Genomic DNA, 18208 nt, shown 5'->3' on the forward strand with positions numbered 1-18208 from the left:
AGTACAATGACAGAATGCGTCGAGTGTGGGGCGGATCTGACCCTGCACGACGATCTGGAAGTCGGAGAAATCGTCGACTGTACCACCTGCGGAGCCGAACTCGAAGTCATCGACACCGAGCCGCCAGTCCTCGAGCGAGCCCCCGAGCTCGAAGAGGACTGGGGTGAGTGACCTTGCACGTAGGAATCCTCTACTCCCGGATCCGCAAGGACGAGAAGCTCCTCCTCAACGAGCTTCGCGAGCGCGGCCACGCAGTCGAAAAGATCGACGTGCGCAAGGAAACCTTCGACGTCGCCGAGGCCAGCGAGACGTTCGCCGACCTCGACCTCGTCGTCGACCGCTGTCTCGCCACCAGCAGGAGCCTCTACGCCACGCGCTTCTGTGAGGCCTACGGGGTCCCCGTGGTCAACAGCAACGAGACGGCCGAAATTTGCGCCGACAAGGTGAAGAACAGCCTCGCGCTCGAGTCCGCGGGCGTCCCCACGCCCGCAACGAAGGTGGCGTTCACCAAAGAGAGCGCCCTCGAGGCCATCGAGAGCTTCGGCTACCCCTGCGTCCTCAAGCCCGTCGTGGGTTCGTGGGGGCGCCTGATGGCCAAGATAGATTCGAAAAGCGCCGCGGAGGCGATCCTCGAGCACAAGGCGACCCTGGGCCACTACGAGCACAAGGTGTTCTACGTCCAGGAGTTCGTCGAGAAACCGGGCCGGGACATGCGCGTCCTGGCCGTCGACGGCGAACCCGTGGCGGCGATGGCTCGCTCCTCGGACCACTGGCTCACCAACGCGGCCAAGGGCGCCACGACCGAGCCCTTCGAGCTGGACGACGAAGCGCTCGATCTGGTCGAAAAGGCGAGCGACGCCGTCGGCGGCGGCTTGCTCGGAATCGACCTCATGGAAACAGGTGATTCGTACACCGTCCACGAGGTCAACCACACCGTCGAGTTCAAGGCGCTCAACGACGCCGTCGACGTGGACGTTCCCGGGACCGTGGTCGACTGGCTCGAGGCGAAAGCCGAGGCCGAGGCCACGACCGACGAGGACGGGGCGAACGACGCCGAACTCGAGGTGACGCTCTGATGGCGACGGGCGCACAAGCTGCGGACGACGCGACCGCGATCGACGCCGAGACCGTCACCGCCTCCGTCGTCGGTGGTACCGGCTTCACGGGCGGGGAACTCCTCCGCCTGCTCGCCGGCCACCCCACCTTCGAGATCCAGCAGGCCACGAGCCGCTCTGCGGCGGGAAAGAGCGTCGGCTCGAAGCACCCGCCCCTGCGCGGGAGCGACCTGCGCTTCAGCGACCCCGAGGACCTCGAGTCCGTCGACGTGCTCTTCACGGCGACGCCACATGGCGTCTCGATGGACCAGATCGACGAGTTCTTCGACGTCGCGGACACCGTCGTCGACCTCTCGGCGGACTTCCGTCTCGAGAGCGAGGAGCAGTACGACGAGTGGTACGACGGGCACACGAGTCCGGAGTACCTCGAGCGCGCGGAGTACGCCCTCCCCGAGATCAACCGCGAGAACCTCACTGGCGCGGACCTGATCGCCGGCGGGGGCTGTAACGCCACCGCCACGATCCTGGGACTGTACCCCCTGTTCGAGCACGGCATCCTCGAGGGAGGAGAGCAGGTCGTCGTCGACGTAAAAGTCGGCTCCTCAGAGGGCGGCGCCGGCGGTGGCGAGGCCTCCTCCCACCCCGAACGTTCGGGCGTCGTCCGCCCCTACGCGCCGACGGGTCACCGCCACGAGGCCGAGATCGAGCAGTTCCTCGGCACCTCGGTGGCGTTCACCTGCCACGCGGTGGACATGGTTCGCGGCGCGAGCGCGACGAGTCACGTCTTCCCCTCGGGCCCGGTTTCGAAGGGCGACCTCTGGACAGCCTACCGCGAAACGTACGAGGACGAACCGTTCGTCCGCATGGCCGCCGGCGGCTCGGGCGTCTACCGCTACCCCGAACCCAAAGCGGTCGCGGGGACGAACATCGCCGAGGTCGGCTTCGAACTCGACCCCTCGAACAAACGGATCGTGGTCTTCTCGGCTATCGACAACATGATGAAGGGCTCGGCTGGCCAGGCCGTCCACGCCGCGAATATCGCGCTGGGGCTCGAGGAAACCGCGGGGCTCGAGTTTACGGGATTGCATCCCGTGGGGGCGCCCTGAGATGGCCGTCGTAGTCAAGATCGGCGGCGCTCGCGCCGTCGACCCTACGGGAGCCCTGGCGGACGTGGCTCACCTCACAGCCAACGGCGAACAGGTCGTCGTCGTTCACGGCGGCTCGACGGCGGTCGACGAGACCCTCGAGGACCTCGGCGAGGAACCGACCTACGTCGAGACCCCCGGCGGCGTCGTCGGACGCTTTACCGACGAGCGTACCATGGACGTGTTCAAGATGGTCATGCCCGGGAAGCTCAACACCGACCTCGTCGAGGCCCTGCAGAACGAGGGTGTCGACGCGGTCGGCCTCTCGGGCGTCGACGGCCAGTTGCTGTCCGGGAAACGGAAGTCGGCCGTCCGCGTCCAGGAGGACGGCAAGAAGATGATCAAGCGCGGCGACCACTCCGGGACCATCGAGGACGTCAATGCGGACCTCCTCGAGACCCTGCTCGCGGGCGGGTACGTCCCCGTCGTGGGCGGACCCGTCCTCGGTGCCGAGAAGGACGGCGGCTACACCGCGGTCAACGCCGACGCCGACCGCACGGCAGCGGCCGTCGCGGGGGCGCTCAAGGCCGACCTCGTGCTCCTGACGGACGTCTCGGGGATCTACGCCGACCCCGAAGATGAGTCGACGAAGATCGACGAAGCGACGGACGAAGATTCGTTCGCGGCCGTCCAGGACGCCGCCGAGGGCTTCATGACGAAGAAGGTAATGGCCGCGAAAGAGGCCCTCGAGACCGGCGCGAGTTCGGTCGTCGTCGCGGACGCGAACGTGAACGACCCCGTCTCGAACGCGCTCACGGGTCACGGATCGACGATCACCCCTGGAGCGCTGGGGCTGGGGCTCGACGGCGGCGCAGACGGTGGCGACACGGACGATAGCGAAACTGACGATACCGACGCGGACGAGAAGGCGGCGCTCGAGGTGACCAACCAATGAGTGGGTTCGTCTTCTCCGAAAAGCCAATCTCGATCGCCTCGGGCGAAGGCGCGTTCCTCACGAGCGAGGACGGCACCGAGTACCTCGACCTCGGTGCGAGCTACGCCTGCACGCCGACGGGACACTGTCACCCGCAGGTAGTCGAGTCGATTCAGGAGCAGGCGGGCGAGTTACTCTACGTCCAGGGTTCGTACCCGGTCAAGTCCCGGACCGACCTCCACACCAGGCTGGCCGCGCTCGCCCCCGGCGACCTCGAGAACGTCTGGCTCTGTAATTCGGGCACCGAGGCTAACGAGGCGGCGCTGAAGTTCGCCCGGAGCGCGACCGGCGGGACGAAAATCGTCGCCGCCAAGCGCGCCTTCCACGGCCGGACGGCGGGAACGCTCTCGGCGACGTGGAAACCGAAGTACAAGAAGCCCTTCGAACCGCTGCTCCAGGACGTCGAGTTCGTCACCTTCGGTGACAATGCGGAACTCGAGGCGGCCGTCGACGACGACACCGCCGCGGTGATCCTCGAGCCGATCCAGGGCGAGGGCGGCATCCACCCCGCGCCGGCGGGCTACCTCGAGGCGGCCCGCGAGGTCACCGAGGCGACGGGGACAGCGCTGATCTTCGACGAGATCCAGACGGGACTCGGCCGGACCGGGACGGCGTGGGCCTGTCAGAACGAGGCCGTCGGGGGGCCCGTCGAGCCCGACATTCTCACGACCGCAAAGGGGCTCGCCAGCGGGCTCCCGATCGGGGCGACGCTGTGTGCCGACTGGATCGCCGAGGACGCCGGTCCACACGGCTCGACGTTCTCCGGGAATCCGCTCGTCTGTGCGGCCGCGAACGCCACGATCGACGTCCTCGTTGACGAGGATTTGTCGACCAACGCCGTGGAGGTTGGTGACTACCTGCAGAGCGAACTCGAGGCCTCGGACGTTCCCTTCCGAGACGTCCGCGGCGAGGGCCTGATGCTCGGCCTCGAGGTGAAACGTGGGGCCAACCGCGTGCTGCGCGACCTCGCCCTCGAGCACCAGATACTCGCCTTGCCAGCGGGCCGAAGCGTCGTTCGGTTGCTCCCGCCGCTGGTTCTCGAGCGCGAGCACGCCGACGACGTCGTCGACGCACTGGCGGAAATTCTCACACCCACGGCAGAGCAATGACTCGAGACATGGAAGAACAATGACGCAGGCCACACCAGAGAGGGACACGAACGAAGTGGACGAAGCCGACGAGGGCGCGACCACTCCCGTCGACGAGGCCCACGAGGTCGACGGAACCGAGACGAGCACCGACTTCGACTCGAGCGCGGTCACTCGAGCGGCGGCTCGCGAACTGCTGATCGACCTCGTCTCGACCCCCTCACCGTCGGGTGAGGAGGACGAGGCCGCCGCGGTGCTCGTCGACTTCTTCGAAGCCCACGACCGGGAGGTCTGGATCGACGAGGTCGGCAACGTACGGGCGCCGGCCGACGACGCGGTCCTCCTGACCTCCCACGTCGACACCGTCCCGGGAGAGATTCCGGTTCGGGTCGAATCGGCGAGCGATGAGGACGTAGATGCCGACGTCGCGACCGCGGGCGAGGACGTCCTCTGGGGCCGTGGCAGCGTCGACGCCACCGGCCCGTTGGCCGCGATGGCCGTCGCCGCCGTCACCACCGGCGTCTCCTTCGTCGGCGTCGTCGGCGAGGAGACGGACTCGCGGGGTGCGCGCTACCTCGTCGCCAATCGAGAGGCTCCCGATGCCGTGATCAACGGCGAGCCTTCCGGGGTCGACGGCATCACGCTGGGCTATCGCGGCTTCCTGGCCGGCACCTACGTCGCCACCAGCGAGTCCGGTCACACCTCCCGGCCCGAACCCAACGCCATCCAGCAGGCGACCCGCTGGTGGTCGGCCGTCGAGGACGCCTTCGAGTCCGACGATTACGAACCGGTGTTCGAGCAGGTGACCGCCAAACCCGTCTCGCTCGAGGGCGGCACCACCGAAGACGGTCTCTCCGTCGAGGCGACCCTCGAGGCACAACTCCGCATCCCGCCGAGTCTCGACGCCGACAGCGTCAGGGAGACCGCAGAGGCCGCCCTCGAGGTCGGCACCGTCTCCTGGAAGGAGCCGATCCCGCCGGTGATGGAGAGTCCACGCACCGAAATCGCACGGGCGTTCCGCGTCGCGATCCGGCAGGAAGGCGGCGAGCCGAGACTCCTCCGGAAGACCGGAACGAGCGACATGAATCTCTACGCCGGCGCGTGGGACTGCCCGATGGTCACCTACGGTCCCGGCGACTCGGACCTCGATCACGCCCCCGACGAACGGCTCTCGCTCGCAGATTACGAGCGCTCGATCGCGGTCCTCGAACGCGTCGGGAACACGCTCCGGGGGGAGGACGCGTGATGACGGGCGACTCGAGTCGTCCCGCCCACGCGAGTCGCACGGCGGCCGGAAGCGAGGGCGACGTGCGCCACCTGCTCGACGTGGACGACCTCTCTCGGGAGGAGCTGTTTACCGTCCTGGACCGGGCGGCCGACTACAAGCTCGCCCAGGCGCGCGGCGAGGGCCACGCCGACTTACCGGGGAAAACGCTGGGCATGCTCTTTCAGAAGCCCAGCACCCGGACGCGCGTCTCCTTCGAGACGGGGATGACCCACCTCGGCGGTCACGCCATCTTCCTCGGAGCCGACGACATCCAGCTGGGTCGGGGCGAACCACTCAAAGACACGTCGAGGACCCTCTCGCGGTACGTCGACGCGGTGATGGCCCGGGTGTTCAAACACGAGAATATTCGGGTGATGGCCGAGTACGCGGACGTCCCAATCGTCAACGGGCTGACCGACGACGCCCACCCGTGCCAGACGCTGGCGGATCTCCTGACGATCCGGGAACGCTTCGCCGACCTCGATTCCGTCTCGGCGACCTGGATCGGCGACGGCAACAACGTCGCCCAGTCGTTCGTCCTCGGCTGTGCACTCGCGGGAATCGACCTCACGGTGGCGACGCCCGAGGATCACGGCATCGACGAGGCCGTCCTCGAGCGGGCGGCCGATCTCGGGACGGCGCCGACGGTTACGCACGATCCCGTCGAGGCGGTGACGGACGCGAACGTCGTCTACACCGACGTCTGGGTCAGCATGGGTCAGGAGGACGAACGCGAGATTCGCCTCCGGGCGTTCGAGGGGTTCCAGGTCAACCAGGAACTGCTCGAGCACGCGCCCGAAGCGGCCGTGATGCACTGTCTGCCGGCCCACCGCGGCGAGGAGATCACCGACGCCGTCGTCGAGAGCGAGCGCTCGATCGTGTTCGATCAGGCGGAAAATCGGCTCCACGCCCAGAAGGCGGTGTTGAGCTGGTTGCTCGAGTAACTCGAGCGGTGCAGTCTCTTTTCCATCCGCGCTCGAACGGTGCGAGGCTGCAGTCGACTGTTGGTGGACGAACCCCTGTGCGACCAGCAGCGGGCGGAAAACGAGAGGTGGAGACGTTTCAACGCCCGTCGGACCGTGTTCAGGATCGGATTGAGGCGGCCTCCCGTCGTTCCTCGAGACGGAAAATCCCATGTTTTTATATGGAAGAACCTGCTATCCCGAGTCAGCAGCACGTTAGACAGGCTGCTGCGCACCGCGGATGCCGTGTGTATGGGGTGCCCGGCAGACGCGGGCGAGCGATGGGGGGAAACCATCCACCACCAACCGATCCACTGGGGGGATCGCCTGTTTCCGTTTTTTGCGGTCGTGATGGAACGGCGAGCACGATGCTCGAGCGTCTCGACGCCTCAATCGCCCTCGAGGCCCTTCACCGCTCGGTTTCGGTTTCCGTTCCTCGAGTCTCTCGATTTCCCGCCGTCCGCGGCGGAACGCGCCATTAATGTGTCTCGACTCCCGTAGCCGGATACATGGAATTCTGCGACGAATGTGGCTCGATGATGAAGGCGGACGATGGCTACTGGGTCTGTGGAAATGACGAGTGCGGCGCCAAGAAACCGAAAGGCAACAGCGACGAGTACGTGGTCACCGAAGACCAGGAGGCCACCGAGGTGATCGAGTCCTCCGACGAGACGTCGCTCCCGAAGACCGAGGCCCGGTGCCCCGAGTGTGGTCACGACCAGGCGTACTGGTACCTCCAGCAGACGCGCTCGGCGGACGAGTCCGAGACCAGGTTCTTCATCTGCGCAGAGTGCGAGTACAAGTGGCGCGAAGACGACAACTGATTCTCGCGGAATCGATCACTCGAGTTCGTCGTTGACGCCCGTAGCGAGCGAACTCGATAGTTAATCACTCGACAAATAGATCACTCGAGTCGAGCCACGAGCAGGTACCCGGTGTGGCCGACGGGAGCGGTCGATGGCCGCGATCCCCGGTCGTCGAAAGTCATCTCCCGCTGAATGGTTTCGCGGGTGACGACACTCGAGAGTCCGGCATTGCGGGCGGCCTCACTGGTCTCGCGCGCCGTCTCGACGAACGGGCTGTAGACGGCCACGAACCCGCCCTCGACGAGGAGGTCGGGCGTGTGCTCGACGATGGTCGGCGCGTCGCCGGTATCGAGCGTGATCACGTCGAAGCCGGGACCCGCGGCGAGGGTTTCGAGGTCGTCTCGAAGATCGCCCGTTCGAACCTCGACGTCGCTCGAGACGCCACCGAGGGCCATGTTCTCCCGCGCGACCTCGGCGAACTCGGGGTCGCGCTCGTAACTCACCACGGTCGCCCCGGCGCGGGCCATCGAAGCCGCGAGGACGCCGGTGCCGGTACCGGTGTCGAGCACGCGGTCGCCGACGCCGACGCCGGTCTCGCCGAGTACGAGGCCGACGTCGCGGGGCACCATCGGGGCGCCGGTGCGCTCGAAGTGATGGAAGAGGTCGGGGCCGCGGAGCTTTCGGACGCGAAACTCGGTGCCGAGGTGGGTCTCGAGGACCTGCCCTGGTTCGACGTCGGCAGGGACCTCGAGGACACCGAGGTCGGAGCCGAACTCCTCGCTGGGCTGGACGAGGTGTTCACGGTCCTCGTGGACGAGCAGGACTGGCGGTCGGTCGGTGGGTTCCGCTTCGGTTTCGCCTTCGGCTACCGGTTCGCCCGCGTCGCTCGCGTTCACGTCTGCGTTCGTGTCTCGCTCGACAGTTCCACTCTCGTCTCCGTCGTCAGGTAATCCCGTCACGCGAGTACCGGGCTCACTCGAGGCGTTCGACTGCGGCCGCGAGGTCGCCGTCCTCGGCCTCGAGGGCCTCGCGGGCCGCGTCGTCGCTGACGCCGGTACGAGCGGCGACGATTTCGACGTCGGAGTCGGGGATGGCCGACCCGGTATCGGCGCCGGATTCGTCGGTGTCCGCGTCGGCGCCGCCAGCGTCGCCGGCGCTCCCGCGCTCGCGCTCCTCGGGCGTCCCGATGACCTGGTAGGTCTCTTGGCCGCGGGCGTCCATCTTCGTGACATCCGCGTCGGTGAAGACGAGGTCGTGGTCGGCCGTCCGGATGATGACCTCCTCGGCGTCGAGTTCGTCGACGTCGATCCCCATCTGTTTCATCATCTGTTCCATCTTCCGTGGATTGAGTCCGCCGCCACCTCCAAACATACTCGAGACGTGGCCAGCCGCGGGCAAAAACCCACCGGAACCGTCTCTCGCGTCTCTCGCGTCTCTCGCGTCCCTCGCGTCCCGCAACGTTCTTTGGGGCCTTCGCGGCCTCCGCGTCTGTTGAACCCTCGTGCCCTTCGCGTCCGTTGTACCCCGCGTCCCTCGGGCCCGCTGCGTCTCTGTTGGCATCTCGACTCGAGCGACGAAACTTGAGATACGACTCACCGGAAACTTCCGGACTCCTGGGAATCGCCGCTCTCGAGGCCGTCACGTCCGCGCCAGCTCCACAGCCCGAGAACCATCATCGTGACCCCGAGGATCGCGATCACCGCCCAGACGCCGATCTGGGTCGCCGTCAGCGCCGATCCGGTAAACAGGGTGGTCGCCTGAAGCAAGAACGCGACGAGCAACAGCAGGCCGAACAGCGAGGCGATGGCGACGCCGATCCCCTCCCGGATCGCCCATTGAAGCTCTTCGGCGTCGCGGTCGGCCGTCTCGGTGTGGTCACGCGATCGAATTTCCTCGTCGGCGTCGACGTAGCCGGGCGTCGCCCATGGCGTCTCGAGGTAGCCGATCACGTACGAGAGCGTGGCGCCGGCGACCATCACGATGGCGAAGGTAACCACTCCGGCGACGAGCGTCGGTGGGGCGAACAAGAGCGTGATCACGGCAGCGGCGACGACCGCCCCGCCGAGCATGACCAGGAATCGTCGGAGTCGTGGAAGCATACTGCATCTATGTCATCGAGTAACATAGGCCTATCACCGGTCAGTATACTGGCTCGGGTCGAGACCGACGTACGACCTCGACCGCGCGACTCGGGGACTCGAGAGGACGGCGGCTTCGAGCGCGCGACAACGCTGACGGACGGTCGACACCTATACGGCTCTCGTCGACCGATAGCGAGCCAATGACCGACGAGCACGAGGGAAAACGGGAGACGGCCGCCGCGTTCGACGCGGCGAGCGACCACTACCTCGACAGCGACGTCCATCGCCACGGCGCCGACCTCGAGCGACTGACGTCGTGGTGTGCGGATGCGACGCGTGCCCTGGACGTCGCGACGGGCGCGGGCCACACCGCTGGTGCCGTCGCCGTTCGAGGTGTTCCGACCGTCGTCGCGGCCGACGCCGCCCCGTCTATGGTCGAAACCGCCGTCGACGCCTTCGGCGGCCTCGAGGGGGCCGTCGTCGACGCCGAGCGCCTTCCGTTCGCCCGCGACGCGTTCGACGCCGCCACCTGTCGGATCGCCGCCCATCACTTCCCGAATCCGACGGCGTTCGTGAACGAGGCGTCCCGCGTGCTCGAGTCAGGTGGAACGCTCGCACTCGAGGATAACGTAGCGCCCCCGGACCCGACGCTGGGCGAGTTCATCAACCGCGTCGAACGGCTCCGTGATCCGACCCACGTCGAGTCATACACGGTCGAGCAGTGGCACGAGTGGCTCCGAGAAGCGGGGTTCGCGCTCGAGGAAACAGTTCAGTTGCGAAAGCAACTCGAGTTCGAATCCTGGGCCGACGGCCAGTCCTGTACCGGCGAGGAGCGAAAACGGGTCGAACGAACGCTACGGGAGGCCACCGACGAGGCGGCCGAGACGTTCGACATTCGGGTCGAAGACGGTCGCGTCGTCTCGTTCGCGCCGTGCAAGGCGCTGATTCGGGCGCGTCGGCTCGAGTGAAACGGGCGAAATTACTTACCTAGTCGTCCGTCCGACTCGCTCCGCTCCGAACGTTGACGGCCATCCCCGACTCGAAGTCGAGGATCGACTCGCCGTCGAGTTCCGCTCGACCGACCGCGAGCAGGTCGCCCCGCTCGTGGGCGACGAGCACCTCGTCGCCCGGCCGAATCTCGGGCCCCGCCTCGAGGACGAACTTCGAGAAGACGTTCTTACCGTCGCGAACGAACGGTTCGCTCTCGTCGTCGACGACGACGCGGTACGCCGGCGGCTCGAGCGCGTCGTGGAGGCGGCGTCCGCCCTGGAGGCCGAGGGTGAAGCGGCCGTCGGTGCCGAAGGAGACGATTCGCCCACGGTCAGCGTGAATCTGCTGGGGGCGACCGGACGTCGTTCGTTCGATGCGCCGATCCTCGTTGGGCGGGAACAGCGCCGCGCCGGCGCCGGCCCCGAACTGGTAGTCTGCGATGGTCCGCAGGTCGGCGTCCTCGTCTCTCCCCCTCTCGTCGACTGCGTGCCCGCTCATTCTTGTTCTCTACCGCCCGTTCGCGCGGACTCGAGGAAAGGGCTTCGGAACCCGCCCTGCCTCACGGATTGGCACTTGCCCGGTGCTCTCCACTCACGGCGACTCGAGCACTCGCTGCACGGCCTCTGCCCCTGCTCGAACGGCGGCCGTTTCGACGTACTCTCGTGGGGAGTGAGCGACGGCGCCGTCCTCGTCCGCTAGCACCCCTGGTCCGAAGACGACGGTGGGTGCGTAGGCGGCAAAGTAGGAGGCCTCGGTGGCGGCCGTGAACGGGCGCACGTCGCCCCCGCTCGCCGCTGCGAGGGCGTCGACGACCGGCGCCTCGGTATCGGTCGCCCAGGCCTCGAGGAACGGCGTCGGCCGCTCGGTGAAGGCGAAGTCGACGCCAACGTCGGCGGGAACGGCCGCCTCGAGGTGGGCCACCAGCGCTCGCTCGAATCCCTCGGTGGTTTCGGGTGGAACGCTCCGCCGATCGACCGTGAGTCGAACTGAATCAGGCACCTGATTGGTCGCGTCGCCGCCCTCGACGACCGTCGGCGTGAGCGTCGCGGCCCCGAGGTCGGGGTGGGCGGGCGGTGCGTCCTCGCAGTCGTCGAACGTCTCGAACGCCCCCAGAACCTGCTCGAGGGCGGCCACTGCGTTGACGCCCGACTGCGGTTCGGCGGCGTGAGCGTTCGCCCCCGAGAGTTCGATCGTCCCCTCGAAGCGCCCCTTCGCGGCGGTGCAGACGTCGAGGCCGGTCGGCTCGCCGACGATGACGGCGTCGGCGTCCCGAATAGGCGAGTTGGGCCGGGAGACGAGGGCGTGGGCGCCCGTCGAGAGGAGTTCCTCGTCGGGGGTGATCGCGAGCGTCACTCGACTCGCTGTATCGGCCTCGAGAAACGCCGCGAGCAGCGCGGCGACCTGTCCCTTCGCGTCGCAGGATCCACGGCCGCGGATTTCGCCGTCTCCGACCTCGAGCGGGACGTGGGGCGAGACGGTGTCGATGTGCGTGTTGAGGAGGTAGTGTGAGGTGCTAGATTCGTCGTCGTTCTCGAGACCGCCACTCGAGCCCCGCGTCGCCAGCACGTTCCCCGCCTCGTCGACCGTCGCCTCGACCCCGTGGTCCTCGAGGGTCTCGACCAGAAAGGCTCGCATCTCCGCGACCCCGGCGTCGGGGTGGGAAGGGATTTCGACCGCGGCCTCGAGGAACGAGATTGGGTCGAATCCCTCCGAATCCCCCGTCACGGGTCGAACGACGAGAAGTGAGTCGTCTGTACCTCGCCGTCGAACTCGTGTTCGACCGGGCCGACCAGGGTCGCGGTGTCGCCGTCGAAGACGACCTCGAGGTCGCCGCCCGGCGGGCTAACGGAAATCGAGTTGCCGTCGACGAGCCCCAGTCGGCGGGCGGCCGCGGCGATGGCCACCGCACCGGTTCCGCAGGCGTCGGTTTCGCCCTCGACGCCGCGTTCGAAGGTTCGCTGGCGGAAGCCGTCTGCACCTGGGCTCGCGAGGTTCACGTTCGTCCCCAGCGGGAACGCATCGGCGTGACGAACCGGCTTCGCGACAGCCTTGAGGTCGACCGCGTCCACGTCGTCGACGAACGCGACGGCGTGGGGGACGCCCGTGTTGACGACCGTGACCTCGAGTCCCTCGATGGGTTCCTCGATCACGGGCTCGTCCGCGAGTACGGGGATCGACTTCGGGTCGAAGGTCGGTTCGCCCATTTCGACGGCGATCCGGTCGTCCTGATCCTCATCGCCGCTCCCGTTGCTCCCGTCGCTCTCCACGCGATAGGCGTGGCGCGTGCCGGCCTGAGTATCGATCATGACCTCGTCGCTCCCGGTGCGCTCCATCGCCCACCGACCGGCGCAGCGGGCACCGTTGCCACACATCGGCGCCGTCCCGCCGTCAGGCTGGACGAGCGTCATAATTACCCGCGGCGGGTTGTACCGGTCCTCGAGCGCCAGGAACAGGATGCCGTCGGCGCCGACGCCGGACTCGCGGTCGCACTCGCGACTGGCGAGGCCTCGCCGGTCGGGGACGTATGTCTCGGCGTCGATCACGAGGAAGTCGTTGCCGGTCCCGTGGTACTTCTCGAAGTGGACGTCGGCGAAGGCGCTCATCGGGACACCTCCCGCGGTGGGCCGCGGTTCGGTTCGTCGCTATCGCTCCCGCCGTCTCCACTTCCAGCCGCCCGCTCTAGTCGAAGCACGTCCTCGAGCGTCTCGCGGAGCCTCGAGAGCGTCGCCGCCCCGTCGGGCTCGAGGACGACCGAGGCGGGCCGCGGGCGCGAGTTGTACGTACTCGCCATCTCGTAGCCGTAGGCGCCGGCGTTGCCGATCGCGAGGAGGTCGCCACGGGCCGTCTCCGGGAGCGAACGATCCGTACAGAAGACGTCCGAACTCTCGCAGATGGGACCCGTCACCGTTTGCGGATTTTCTGGACGGTCGACGGCGTCGGCCTCGAGGCTCCGGATCGGGTGGTACGAGCCGTACATCGCCGGTCGAGCCAGCGTCGTCATACCCGCGTCGACGCCCACGACGGTCGTCTCCGGGGTGTCCTTGACCGTGTTTACCCGCGTCAGGAGCACCCCGGCGTCGGCCACCAGGTACCGGCCGGGTTCGATCGTCAGTCGGGCGTCGACCGCTCCCAGCGCGTCACGCGTGGCTTCGGCGACCGCCTCGAGGTCGAGCGGCGCCTCGTCCTCGCGGTAGGGGACGCCGAAGCCGCCGCCGACGTCGACGAACTCGAGGCCCGCCTGCGCGTCGGGAGCGGCGGCCAACGCCTCGTTCAGCTCTCGCGCGAGGTCGCCCATCCGGGAGACGAACTCGCGGTGAGCGTCCAGGTCGTCGCTCGAGACGCCGGAGCCGACGTGAGCGTGAATACCGACGACGTCGAACCCGCGTTCGGCGGCGTTGACGGCCGTCTCGACCGCTCGATCGGCGGGAACGCCGAACTTCGCGTCCGCGCCCGTCCGGACCTTCTCGTGGTGGCCCGCGCCGATGCCGGGGTTGACGCGCAGGCAGAGGCGGCCGTCGTAGCCGCGTTCCTCGAGCCTGTCGATGGTATCTTCGGCGCCGGCGGTGATCGTCAGGTTCGGGTGTTCGTCGGCCGCCTCGACGGCGACGTCCAGGTCGGCCGCGGGCGGGTTGACCGCCGTGTAGTGGACCCGCTCGCCCGGCGCGCCCGCCTCGAGCGCCCGGACGAGTTCGCCGGCGGAGGCGCACTCGATGCCCGCGCCAGCCTCGAGCAGCGTCTCCAGGACGCTGTCGAGCGCGTTCGCCTTCGCCGCGAACATGATCTCGCTCTCGGGGAACGCGGTCTCGAGTCGCTCGTAGTTCTCGCGGACGCGCTCGAGGTCGAGGACGTACAGCGGCGTCCCGTAGTCGTCGGCCAGGTTCCGCAGGTGGCTCGCGCTCCAGTCGCCGAGGCGGCGTACTGGCGGGTTCGGTACCCCCGATTCGGCGGCGCTCATCGGTCCCGTAACACCTCCTCGCGCTCGGAGCGCTCGAGTGTCCGGTCCTCGAGGGCGGTCGCGACGACGGCAGGCTTGTAGGCGCCGCCCTCGAACAGGTCGTGGTCGCTGATCGAGGACTCGACGAACCGGGTGAAGGCGCGGCGCTCGGCGGGCAACTCGCCGTAGATGACCTCCTCCTCGACGAGGTCGTAGACCGGGATCCGCGGCGTGAGCAGCGTGTTCTCGCCGACGACGGAGTTCTCGCCGACGACGAATCCCGACGTCACGCGACAGCCCGCGCCCAGCGAGACGCCGTCTTCGATCACGACTGGCGCGCTCTCGACGGGCTCGAGGACGCCGCCGATCAGCGTGTTGGCGCCGAGCTTGACGTTCGCGCCGATCTGGGCGCACGAACCCACCGTATCGCAGGAGTCGACGAGCGTTCCGTCCCCGACGTGGGCGCCGACGTTGACGAACGCCGGGCTCATCAGGATGCAGTCGGAGCCGACGTGAGCGCCCCGCCGAACGACCGTGCCGTCGGGCGTGTTTCGAGAGCCGCGCTCGCCGAAGTCGCTCGAGTCCGCGAGCGGGAGCACGTCGTTGTAGGTGACGCCGCCGTACTCGCGGGCGCGGGTCTCGCGCAGGCCGAAGTTGAGCAGGATGCCCTGCTTGACCCAGGCGTTGGCCTCCCACGCCCCATCTTCACCACGGGGTTCGGCCGCGCGGACGTCGCCCGCCTCGAGCGCGTCGAGGAACGTCTCGAGCGTCGCGAGATCGTCTTCGGTCGCCGACTCGGCGTCGACGTCGTTCGCCTCGTAGCGGTTCCACAGGTCGGTGATCGCGGACTCGAGTGCGCTCGCGTCCGCGTCCGCGTTTCCGTTCGAATTCGCGTTCCCGTTCGTACTGCCGTCGGTCGATGGGTTCATGCTGAAAGTACCTCCGCAAAGTCGTATCGGCCGGGTTCCTGGTCGGCCAGCCAGACCGCCGCATCGACGGCGCCGGCGGCGAAGACGCCCCGGTCCTCGGCGCGGTGGGTGAGTCGTAGTTCCTCGTGGTTGCCGGCGAGGACGACCTCGTGCTCCCCCGTTACGTTCCCGGCTCGTAGGGCGTGGACGCCGATCTCGCCCGGCGTTCGTGGCTGTTCGCCCTCGCGGCCGTGCACTCGATTACCGAAGTCGCCAGCCGCTTCGATCTCCTCGAGCAGCCGGTTGGCCGTCCCGCTCGGGGCGTCGCGCTTGCCGTTGTGGTGGGTCTCGACGAGTTCGACGTCGTAGCCGGGCAGGCTCGCGACGGCGTCTCTGACGAGCGCGAGCAGCGCCTGGACGCCGCGAGCGAAGTTTGGGCTGTGGAGCAGCGCGGTTTCGTCGCCGTAGGCCTCGAGCTGGGACGTCTCGTCGTCGGAAAACCCCGTCGTCCCCGTGACGAACGGGACGCCCGCCTCGGCGCAGGCGGCGGCGTACTCGAGTGCCGACTCCGGACCCGTAAAGTCGATTACGACGTCCGGGTCGCGCTCCTCGAGCAGGAGGTTGATCTCGAGAGCCGACTCGATCTCGATCCCCTCGAGGCGCTCGACGTCGGTGCTCCGGTTGACCGCGAAGGCGACCTCGCAGTCGTCGCGGGCCGTGAGCACGCTGAGGACGCGTCGCCCCATCCGGCCGGCCGCGCCCGTGACGCCGACCCGGACGCTCATCACTCGGCCTCCGCCCGGGAGGTGGGCCGGTTCTCGAGGTCTTCGAGGACGGCCTCGAGGTCGTCGCGGTACTCGTCCTGGAGGCGGGTGAGCGGCGGGCGTAGCCTTGCGGGGCCGTACCCGCGGATGGCCATCGCCTCCTTGACCGGGATGGGGTTCGTCTCGACGAAGAGTTCGCGCATCAGCGGCCCGAGTTCGTGGTGGATGGCCCGGGCGCGCTCGTAGTCGCCCTCGAGGGCGGCCCCGACCATCGCGACGGTTCGTTCGGGTTCGATGTTGGCAACGACGCTGATGCCACCGCGCCCGCCGATCGAGAGCATCGGGAGGGTGAGCGCGTCGTCGCCCGAGAGCACCGAGAAGTCCGAGTCGGCGGTCCGCTCGACGATCTCGCCGATGACGCCGAGGTCGCCCTCGGCGGCCTTGTAGCCGCCGATGTTCGGGTGGTCGGCCAGTTCGACGACCGTGTCTGGTTCGATCGTCCGGCCCGTTCGCGAGGGCACGTTGTAGACGATCTGGGGTACGTCGACCGCGTCCGCGATGGTTCGGTAGTGCTCGAGCAGGCCGCGCTGTTCGGGCTTGTTGTAGTACGGCGAGATCAGGAGGAGGCCGTCGGCGCCGGCGTCGGCCGCGCGCTCGGAGAGTTCGAGCGCCTCGCGCGTGTTGTTCGAACCGGTTCCCGCGATCACGGGCACGTCGTCGACGGCGTCGATCACCGCCTCGAGCACGCGAACGTGCTCGTCGTGGGTCAGGGTGGCGGACTCGCCGGTGGAGCCGACGGGGACGAGGCCGTCGACGCCCGCGGTCTCGAGGCGCTGGGCGTCCGCGCGGAGTGTCTCGTAGTCGATTCGCTCGTCGGCGTCGAAGGGCGTGCACATTGCCGGGAAGACGCCCGTGAAGTCGATGTCGTTATCGTGTGTCATTGGTGTGGGTGTGGGTTTGTGGGCCGTGGACCGTGGGTTCTGCACTCGAGAGCGGCGCGAAACGACCGAGCTGCCCTCTGAAGCGTGAATTATTAGACCGTGCGTTCGATCCGAAACGTGCCCGAAACGAGGGTGCTAATCTCGCAGTGAGCACTCTTACGCACGTTTTTTCGATTTTGTGGGGCGAAAACGAGGAGTCGCGTCGCTCCGGGCCGACGAACGGGCCTCGACCGCGAGCGTGACGCGACGCATACGAGACACACGGCAGTCGAGGAACTTATCGGTTGCGCCTCTCATCAAATCTGCCTGGCGTGTTATCACGCGACGGATTTCAGCGTCGGTCACGCGGGTTGACGGCTCGAGTGGGGGTTCTAGTGGATCGCCCGATCGATTGGGCAGCAGCCCGAGTTTCGGGCAAAAACCGGCTCGAGGCCGTGACTTCCCGCGATATTTATACGTCAGAAACGCTAACTGGAGCGCGTATGAACGACTTTGGATTGAAAGTCCGGATGGCAATCGTCGGTTCGATCCTGTTCGGCTTCTACCTGCTCGGGGGGCTCGTCTTCGCCGCCGCCTTCGGCGCGCCGCTGTACCTCGTCCTGGGCGTCGGGATCATCGTCGTCCCGGCGATTCAGTACAAACTCGGGCGATGGATGGCCGTCAGGAGCGTCGGCGCCGAGGACATGCCCGAATCCGGGCAGTACCAGGAGATCCACCACATGACCGAAACGCTCTGCGATCGGATGGGCCTCGAGACCAAACCCCGGCTCATGGTCGCCGACATGGGCGTCCCCAATGCGTTCGCCACCGGCCGCAAGGGCGCCGGCATCGTCGTCGTCTCGACCGAACTCATCCGCTTACTCGAGCGCGACGAACTCGAGGGCGTCATCGCCCACGAACTCGCCCACATCAACAACCGCGACGTGATCACGATGGTGCTCGGCCAGTCGATCGGCATGATCGTCAGCTACGCCGTCTTCTTCGTCGTCCGCGGCCTGGGCGAGAACAACATCGGGAGCTTCGTCCTCGCGTACGTCGCCTCCATCGCGGCGAACTTCCTGGTCATGCTGTTCGTCATGGCGATTAGCCGCTACCGTGAGTACGTCGCCGACGCCGACGCCCGCGAGGCCATCGGCGCCGGCGACCCGCTGGCTCGAGCCCTCGAGAAGATTTCCCGGGGCGCCGAGGGGCGCGAGTCGAGAATCGACGACAGCGTTAGCGCGCTGTGCATCCTGAACACCGACCGGAGCCTCCTCCAGCAGGTGCTCTCGACGCACCCGCCGACGGAGAAACGCATCGCGCGACTCCGGAATTGATCACGCACCGGATTCGA

The 18208-nt window shown here is 67.7% G+C and carries 20 protein-coding genes; 10 read left to right on the forward strand and 10 right to left on the reverse strand.

Features of this window, described 5'->3' with window-relative positions; all coding sequences use genetic code 11:
- The first annotated feature begins 6 nt into the window (after nt 1-6).
- From lysW to ACFQS4_RS04870, 8 genes are all read left to right on the forward strand, one after another.
- On the forward strand, nt 7-171 hold the full coding sequence (gene lysW / locus ACFQS4_RS04835; protein ID WP_253432542.1) for a lysine biosynthesis protein LysW: 165 nt from the start codon (nt 7-9) through the stop codon (nt 169-171).
- The gene (lysX, locus tag ACFQS4_RS04840) at nt 168-1076 is read left to right on the forward strand and encodes a lysine biosynthesis protein LysX (protein WP_497902548.1); all 909 of its coding nucleotides are present in this window, start codon (nt 168-170) and stop codon (nt 1074-1076) included. The genes lysW and lysX overlap by 4 nt, the downstream gene beginning before the upstream one ends.
- Nucleotides 1076-2161 carry an N-acetyl-gamma-glutamyl-phosphate reductase gene (gene argC / locus ACFQS4_RS04845; RefSeq protein ID WP_497902549.1) on the forward strand — a complete coding sequence of 362 codons (1086 nt, stop codon included), beginning with the start codon at nt 1076-1078 and terminating at the stop codon, nt 2159-2161. The genes lysX and argC overlap by 1 nt, the downstream gene beginning before the upstream one ends.
- Nucleotide 2162: 1 nt before the next feature.
- Nucleotides 2163-3095: an acetylglutamate/acetylaminoadipate kinase gene (locus tag ACFQS4_RS04850; RefSeq protein ID WP_497902550.1), complete on the forward strand. Its 933-nt coding sequence runs from the start codon at nt 2163-2165 to the stop codon at nt 3093-3095.
- On the forward strand, nt 3092-4243 hold the full coding sequence (locus ACFQS4_RS04855; protein ID WP_497902551.1) for an aspartate aminotransferase family protein: 1152 nt from the start codon (nt 3092-3094) through the stop codon (nt 4241-4243). Before ACFQS4_RS04850 ends, ACFQS4_RS04855 begins: the two co-directional genes overlap by 4 nt.
- Nucleotides 4244-4262: 19 nt before the next feature.
- Nucleotides 4263-5468: a [LysW]-lysine hydrolase gene (locus tag ACFQS4_RS04860; RefSeq protein ID WP_497902552.1), complete on the forward strand. Its 1206-nt coding sequence runs from the start codon at nt 4263-4265 to the stop codon at nt 5466-5468.
- Nucleotides 5468-6433, forward strand: coding sequence for an ornithine carbamoyltransferase (gene argF, locus ACFQS4_RS04865; protein ID WP_497902553.1), 966 nt, complete (start codon nt 5468-5470; stop codon nt 6431-6433). The genes ACFQS4_RS04860 and argF overlap by 1 nt, the downstream gene beginning before the upstream one ends.
- A gap of 527 nt (nt 6434-6960) precedes the next feature.
- Nucleotides 6961-7275: a transcription factor S gene (locus ACFQS4_RS04870; protein WP_497902554.1), complete on the forward strand. Its 315-nt coding sequence runs from the start codon at nt 6961-6963 to the stop codon at nt 7273-7275.
- Nucleotides 7276-7355: 80 nt separating this feature from the next.
- Here the strand turns inward: ACFQS4_RS04870 and ACFQS4_RS04875 are convergent, their stop codons facing one another.
- The 3 genes from ACFQS4_RS04875 to ACFQS4_RS04885 all read right to left on the reverse strand — a co-directional run bounded on the left by ACFQS4_RS04875 (nt 7356) and on the right by ACFQS4_RS04885 (nt 9356).
- Nucleotides 7356-8153, reverse strand: a complete 798-nt coding sequence (locus ACFQS4_RS04875; protein ID WP_497903148.1) for a methyltransferase domain-containing protein — start codon at nt 8151-8153, stop codon at nt 7356-7358.
- A gap of 76 nt (nt 8154-8229) precedes the next feature.
- Complete coding sequence (locus tag ACFQS4_RS04880) at nt 8230-8628, reverse strand: nascent polypeptide-associated complex protein (protein ID WP_497902555.1); 399 nt, start codon at nt 8626-8628, stop codon at nt 8230-8232.
- A gap of 221 nt (nt 8629-8849) precedes the next feature.
- On the reverse strand, nt 8850-9356 hold the full coding sequence (locus ACFQS4_RS04885) for a hypothetical protein (protein ID WP_497902556.1): 507 nt from the start codon (nt 9354-9356) through the stop codon (nt 8850-8852).
- 182 nt (nt 9357-9538) lie between these two features.
- Here ACFQS4_RS04885 and ACFQS4_RS04890 point away from each other — a divergent pair, with 182 nt between their 5' ends.
- Nucleotides 9539-10306, forward strand: coding sequence for a class I SAM-dependent methyltransferase (locus ACFQS4_RS04890; protein WP_497902557.1), 768 nt, complete (start codon nt 9539-9541; stop codon nt 10304-10306).
- 19 nt (nt 10307-10325) lie between these two features.
- Here the strand turns inward: ACFQS4_RS04890 and ACFQS4_RS04895 are convergent, their stop codons facing one another.
- The 7 genes from ACFQS4_RS04895 to dapA form a co-directional block, all read right to left on the reverse strand.
- A complete protein-coding gene (locus tag ACFQS4_RS04895; protein WP_497902558.1) occupies nt 10326-10826 on the reverse strand; it encodes a PUA domain-containing protein in 501 nt (166 codons plus the stop codon).
- A 93-nt stretch (nt 10827-10919) separates the two neighbouring features.
- Nucleotides 10920-12053: a M20 family metallopeptidase gene (locus ACFQS4_RS04900; RefSeq protein ID WP_497902559.1), complete on the reverse strand. Its 1134-nt coding sequence runs from the start codon at nt 12051-12053 to the stop codon at nt 10920-10922.
- Entirely contained in the window at nt 12050-12931 is an 882-nt protein-coding gene (dapF, locus tag ACFQS4_RS04905; protein ID WP_497902560.1) for a diaminopimelate epimerase, read from the reverse strand. The genes ACFQS4_RS04900 and dapF overlap by 4 nt, the downstream gene beginning before the upstream one ends.
- A complete protein-coding gene (lysA, locus tag ACFQS4_RS04910; protein WP_497902561.1) occupies nt 12928-14283 on the reverse strand; it encodes a diaminopimelate decarboxylase in 1356 nt (451 codons plus the stop codon). The genes dapF and lysA overlap by 4 nt, the downstream gene beginning before the upstream one ends.
- Nucleotides 14280-15191, reverse strand: a complete 912-nt coding sequence (locus ACFQS4_RS04915) for a 2,3,4,5-tetrahydropyridine-2,6-dicarboxylate N-succinyltransferase (RefSeq protein WP_497902562.1) — start codon at nt 15189-15191, stop codon at nt 14280-14282. The genes lysA and ACFQS4_RS04915 overlap by 4 nt, the downstream gene beginning before the upstream one ends.
- Complete coding sequence (gene dapB, locus ACFQS4_RS04920; RefSeq protein ID WP_497902563.1) at nt 15188-15955, reverse strand: 4-hydroxy-tetrahydrodipicolinate reductase; 768 nt, start codon at nt 15953-15955, stop codon at nt 15188-15190. The genes ACFQS4_RS04915 and dapB overlap by 4 nt, the downstream gene beginning before the upstream one ends.
- Entirely contained in the window at nt 15955-16875 is a 921-nt protein-coding gene (gene dapA / locus ACFQS4_RS04925; protein WP_497902564.1) for a 4-hydroxy-tetrahydrodipicolinate synthase, read from the reverse strand. The genes dapB and dapA overlap by 1 nt, the downstream gene beginning before the upstream one ends.
- 482 nt (nt 16876-17357) lie before the next feature.
- On the opposite strand from dapA, the gene ACFQS4_RS04930 reads away from it, so the two are divergent.
- The gene (locus tag ACFQS4_RS04930; RefSeq protein ID WP_497902565.1) at nt 17358-18191 is read left to right on the forward strand and encodes a M48 family metallopeptidase; all 834 of its coding nucleotides are present in this window, start codon (nt 17358-17360) and stop codon (nt 18189-18191) included.
- The last annotated feature ends 17 nt before the right edge of the window (nt 18192-18208 follow it).

Source organism: Saliphagus sp. GCM10025317, assembly GCF_042663665.1.
GTDB lineage: Archaea > Halobacteriota > Halobacteria > Halobacteriales > Natrialbaceae > Natronosalvus.

What these genes read in the sequence shown, in the direction of transcription:
- lysW (WP_253432542.1), top strand. Translation starts at nt 7, where the DNA reads ATGACAGAATGCGTCGAGTGTGGGGCGGATCTGACCCTGCACGACGAT.
- argC (WP_497902549.1), top strand. Translation starts at nt 1,076, where the DNA reads ATGGCGACGGGCGCACAAGCTGCGGACGACGCGACCGCGATCGACGCC.
- ACFQS4_RS04850 (WP_497902550.1), top strand. Translation starts at nt 2,163, where the DNA reads ATGGCCGTCGTAGTCAAGATCGGCGGCGCTCGCGCCGTCGACCCTACG.
- ACFQS4_RS04855 (WP_497902551.1), top strand. Translation starts at nt 3,092, where the DNA reads ATGAGTGGGTTCGTCTTCTCCGAAAAGCCAATCTCGATCGCCTCGGGC.
- ACFQS4_RS04860 (WP_497902552.1), top strand. Translation starts at nt 4,263, where the DNA reads ATGACGCAGGCCACACCAGAGAGGGACACGAACGAAGTGGACGAAGCC.
- argF (WP_497902553.1), top strand. Translation starts at nt 5,468, where the DNA reads ATGACGGGCGACTCGAGTCGTCCCGCCCACGCGAGTCGCACGGCGGCC.
- ACFQS4_RS04870 (WP_497902554.1), top strand. Translation starts at nt 6,961, where the DNA reads ATGGAATTCTGCGACGAATGTGGCTCGATGATGAAGGCGGACGATGGC.
- ACFQS4_RS04880 (WP_497902555.1), bottom strand. Translation starts at nt 8,628, where the DNA reads ATGTTTGGAGGTGGCGGCGGACTCAATCCACGGAAGATGGAACAGATG.
- ACFQS4_RS04885 (WP_497902556.1), bottom strand. Translation starts at nt 9,356, where the DNA reads ATGCTTCCACGACTCCGACGATTCCTGGTCATGCTCGGCGGGGCGGTC.
- ACFQS4_RS04890 (WP_497902557.1), top strand. Translation starts at nt 9,539, where the DNA reads ATGACCGACGAGCACGAGGGAAAACGGGAGACGGCCGCCGCGTTCGAC.
- ACFQS4_RS04895 (WP_497902558.1), bottom strand. Translation starts at nt 10,826, where the DNA reads ATGAGCGGGCACGCAGTCGACGAGAGGGGGAGAGACGAGGACGCCGAC.
- dapF (WP_497902560.1), bottom strand. Translation starts at nt 12,931, where the DNA reads ATGAGCGCCTTCGCCGACGTCCACTTCGAGAAGTACCACGGGACCGGC.
- lysA (WP_497902561.1), bottom strand. Translation starts at nt 14,283, where the DNA reads ATGAGCGCCGCCGAATCGGGGGTACCGAACCCGCCAGTACGCCGCCTC.
- ACFQS4_RS04915 (WP_497902562.1), bottom strand. Translation starts at nt 15,191, where the DNA reads ATGAACCCATCGACCGACGGCAGTACGAACGGGAACGCGAATTCGAAC.
- dapB (WP_497902563.1), bottom strand. Translation starts at nt 15,955, where the DNA reads ATGAGCGTCCGGGTCGGCGTCACGGGCGCGGCCGGCCGGATGGGGCGA.
- dapA (WP_497902564.1), bottom strand. Translation starts at nt 16,875, where the DNA reads ATGACACACGATAACGACATCGACTTCACGGGCGTCTTCCCGGCAATG.
- ACFQS4_RS04930 (WP_497902565.1), top strand. Translation starts at nt 17,358, where the DNA reads ATGAACGACTTTGGATTGAAAGTCCGGATGGCAATCGTCGGTTCGATC.